The sequence below is a fragment of the Marinospirillum sp. genome (assembly GCF_014859565.1).
In genome coordinates this window covers 1-3,559 of sequence record NZ_JACUUA010000286.1, presented here as the reverse complement: position 1 = coordinate 3,559, position 3,559 = coordinate 1, and the positions used below count along the sequence as shown (strand labels likewise).

2 protein-coding genes are annotated in these 3,559 nt (G+C 50.7%); one reads left to right on the top strand and one right to left on the bottom strand.

The window, feature by feature from the left end:
* Positions 1 to 183: 183 nt before the first annotated feature.
* On the bottom strand, positions 184 to 1,014 hold the full coding sequence (locus tag IBX50_RS18410; RefSeq protein ID WP_292257859.1) for a pyruvate, water dikinase regulatory protein: 831 nt from the start codon (positions 1,012 to 1,014) through the stop codon (positions 184 to 186).
* Between the two features lie 146 nt (positions 1,015 to 1,160).
* Here IBX50_RS18410 and ppsA point away from each other — a divergent pair, with 146 nt between their 5' ends.
* Positions 1,161 to 3,539: a phosphoenolpyruvate synthase gene (ppsA, locus tag IBX50_RS18405; RefSeq protein ID WP_292257860.1), complete on the top strand. Its 2,379-nt coding sequence runs from the start codon at positions 1,161 to 1,163 to the stop codon at positions 3,537 to 3,539.
* Positions 3,540 to 3,559 lie beyond the last annotated feature (20 nt).

Here is a 3,559-nt window from a genome sequence, read left to right as displayed (position 1 = left end):
ATTTCTGGATAAGTGAAAAGCCTTTCCACGGTACCCGGCTCGGTGGTGGAGCCGGATTTATCATCACTACAACCAACAAACAGCATCAAGACTGCCAGAACCAGCAGTAGCAAGATGCGGCGGACAAATAAAAAGTTTCTGTTCATGCTGCTGACTCCTGTTAAGTTCCTTGTTGCCGCTACTTTAACGTGGTGAAAAACGCCGTTCAATGCCAGCCTGCGCCATAATTCTGGTCGATATTTCTTCAATGGAATAGTGGGTTGAGTCGATAAAATCAATGCGGTGACGGCGATAGAGGTTTTCCACTTCCTCAACTTCACGCTGGCATTGTTTCAGTGAAGCATAGGTGCTGTTGGCACGGCGCTCGTTGCGGATGGAAGACAGGCGTTCTGGTTCAATCGTCAGACCAAAAATCTTGTGGCGATAGGGGCGTAAGGCTTTAGGCAGTTCGGTATCCAGCAGGTCGTCTTCAGTGATTGGGTAGTTGGCGGCACGGATACCAAACTGTAAAGCCATATAAATACAGGTTGGAGTTTTACCACAACGGGAGACACCCACCAGGATGATGTCGGCGGTGTTGTAATGATGTGTACGGGCGCCGTCATCATTATCAAGGGCGTAATGAACCGAGTCGATGCGTGCCTTGTAGGTGTCTTCCTTGGCTTTGGTCAGGGCGTGGGTTTTGCCAACGGTGTAGGAGGAATGGGTTTGTAATTCCTCCTCCAGAGGTGCAAGAAAAGCGGAAAAAACATCAATGTTCAGGGCATCACTTTTACTGATGATATTGCGTATGTTCTGATCAACAATGGTGTCAATCAACAGTGGACGTGCCGCATCTTTTTCACCGGTCTGATTGATGCGCTCGACCAGCGCCGCCGCCTTTTCCGGGGTGTTGATGTAAGGCATGGTGATCAGCTCAAATTGGATGCCTTCAAACTGTGCCAGCAGGCTACGCCCAAGAGCTTCTGCCGTGATTCCGGTGCCGTCGGAAATGAAAAAAGCGGTACGCTTCATTTGAACCTTCCATCGTCCTAATTCGTGTTATCATCTGGATAAAAATGAGTGGCTTGCACCCGCAGCAAGCAATTTTGCCTGCTTTTGTGTGTTAATGCCATGAGTGATCTTTTTCTTATGGGAGGCGTGTCTTGAGCAAAACAGCTGTGGGAGAGTACATTGTCTGGTTTGACCAGCTGGGTATGCAGGATGTGGAGCGTGTTGGTGGCAAAAATGCGTCACTGGGCGAGATGATCAGTAACCTGGCGTCTGCCGGTGTGCAGGTACCTGGAGGTTTTGCCACCACTGCCCAAGCCTATCGCGAATTTCTTGCTCATGACGGCCTGGCTGATCGTATCAATCAAGCGCTGGATGCACTGGATGCTGATGATGTTAGAGCTCTAGCCACTACCGGTGCTCAGATCCGTGACTGGGTCATCAATACCCCTTTCCCTGCAGCACTTGAACAAGCTCTGGCTGAAGCCTACAGCCAACTGGAACTCAAACATCCCGGCCTGAAAGTTGCGGTGCGTTCTTCTGCTACCGCTGAAGATCTGCCGGATGCCTCTTTTGCCGGTCAGCAGGAAACCTTTCTGAATATTCAAGGTTTTGCTCAGGTCAAACAGGCCGTGCATGAAGTGTTTGCCTCGCTGTTTAATGATCGCGCCATTTCTTATCGTGTGCATCAGGGTTTTGATCATTCACTGGTGGCACTGTCTGCCGGTATCCAGAAAATGGTGCGTTCCGAAACCGGAGCTGCTGGTGTGATGTTCACACTGGATACCGAATCAGGTTTCCGAGAAGCCGTGTTTGTTACCAGTGCTTATGGCCTGGGTGAAACCGTGGTGCAGGGTGCTGTTAACCCGGATGAGTTTTATATTCACAAACCCACGGTGGAAGCAGGTCGTCCGGCCATTCTGCGCCGTAACCTCGGCAGTAAACTGATCAAGATGGTTTATGGTGATGAGTCAGCGGCAGGCAAATCAGTAAAAACCGTGGAAGTCAGCCTGGCTGATCGTCAGCGTTTTTCGTTGTCTGATGATGAAATCATGAATCTGGCGCGTCAGGCCATCATCATTGAAAAACACTACCAGCGCCCGATGGATATTGAGTGGGCAAAAGATGGTGATGACAACCAGTTGTACATTGTACAAGCTCGCCCGGAAACCGTAAAAAGCCGCGATTCCAGCAATATCATGGAGCGTTTTTTGCTCAAGGAGCAGGGCAAAATCCTGGTGGAAGGCCGTGCCATTGGTCAGCGAATTGGTGCTGGTCGTGTACGTATCGTCAGTGGTCCACACGAGATGGATAAAGTGGAAACCGGTGATGTACTGGTGACCGACATGACCGACCCAGATTGGGAGCCGGTGATGAAAAAGGCTTCTGCCATTGTCACCAATCGCGGTGGACGTACTTGCCATGCCGCCATTATTGCACGTGAGCTGGGTATTCCTGCGGTAGTGGGTTGTGGGGATGCCACCGAGGTATTGGATGACAGCCAGCTGGTGACGGTGTCCTGTGCTGAGGGTGATACCGGTTTTATCTATGAAGGCAAACTGGATTATGAGCTGCTGACCAACAGCATTGATGCCATGCCAAAACTGCCGTTCAAAATCATGATGAACGTGGGTAACCCGGATCGTGCTTTTGGTTTTGCCGCACTGCCCAACGAAGGAGTGGGGCTGGCACGTCTGGAATTCATCATCAACCGCATGATCGGTATTCACCCCAAAGCCTTGCTGGAATTTGACACCCTGCCTCCTGACCTGCAGAAGAATATTCGCAGCCGCACCGTGGGTTATGCTGATCCGGTCGATTTTTATGTTGAAAAACTGGTTGAAGGGATTGCCAGTCTGGCGGCAGCCTTCTGGCCTAAACGCGTGATTGTGCGTTTGTCCGATTTTAAATCCAATGAATACGAAAACCTGATTGGCGGCAAGTTGTATGAACCCGCGGAAGAAAACCCCATGCTGGGTTTCCGGGGCGCATCCCGCTACATTTCACAGAAATTCCGTGATTGTTTTGAGCTGGAATGCCGCGCACTGAAAAAAGTGCGTGATGTGATGGGCCTGAACAACGTTGAAATCATGGTGCCTTTTGTCCGTACCGTGGGTGAGGCAAAAGGGGTGTCTGACCTGCTGGCTGCCAATGGTCTGGTACGTGGTCAGAATGACCTGAAATTAATCATGATGTGTGAATTACCAGCCAACGCCCTGCTGGCTGAAGAATTTCTGGAATACTTTGATGGTTTCTCTATCGGCTCCAACGACCTGACCCAGCTGACACTGGGACTGGATCGGGATTCCGGTATCGTGGCCCATCTGTTTGACGAGCGTAATCCGGCGGTTAAAAAGCTCTTGTCCATGGCGATTGATGCCTGCAAAAAACAGGGCAAATATGTCGGCATCTGTGGTCAGGGACCTTCGGATCACCCGGATCTGGCACGCTGGCTGATGGAGCAGGGTATTGATTCTGTATCCCTCAACCCGGATGCAGTGATGGATACCTGGTTTATGCTGGCTAATGAAACGCCGGACAATCAGTAATCATCAGGGGCTGGTGCACA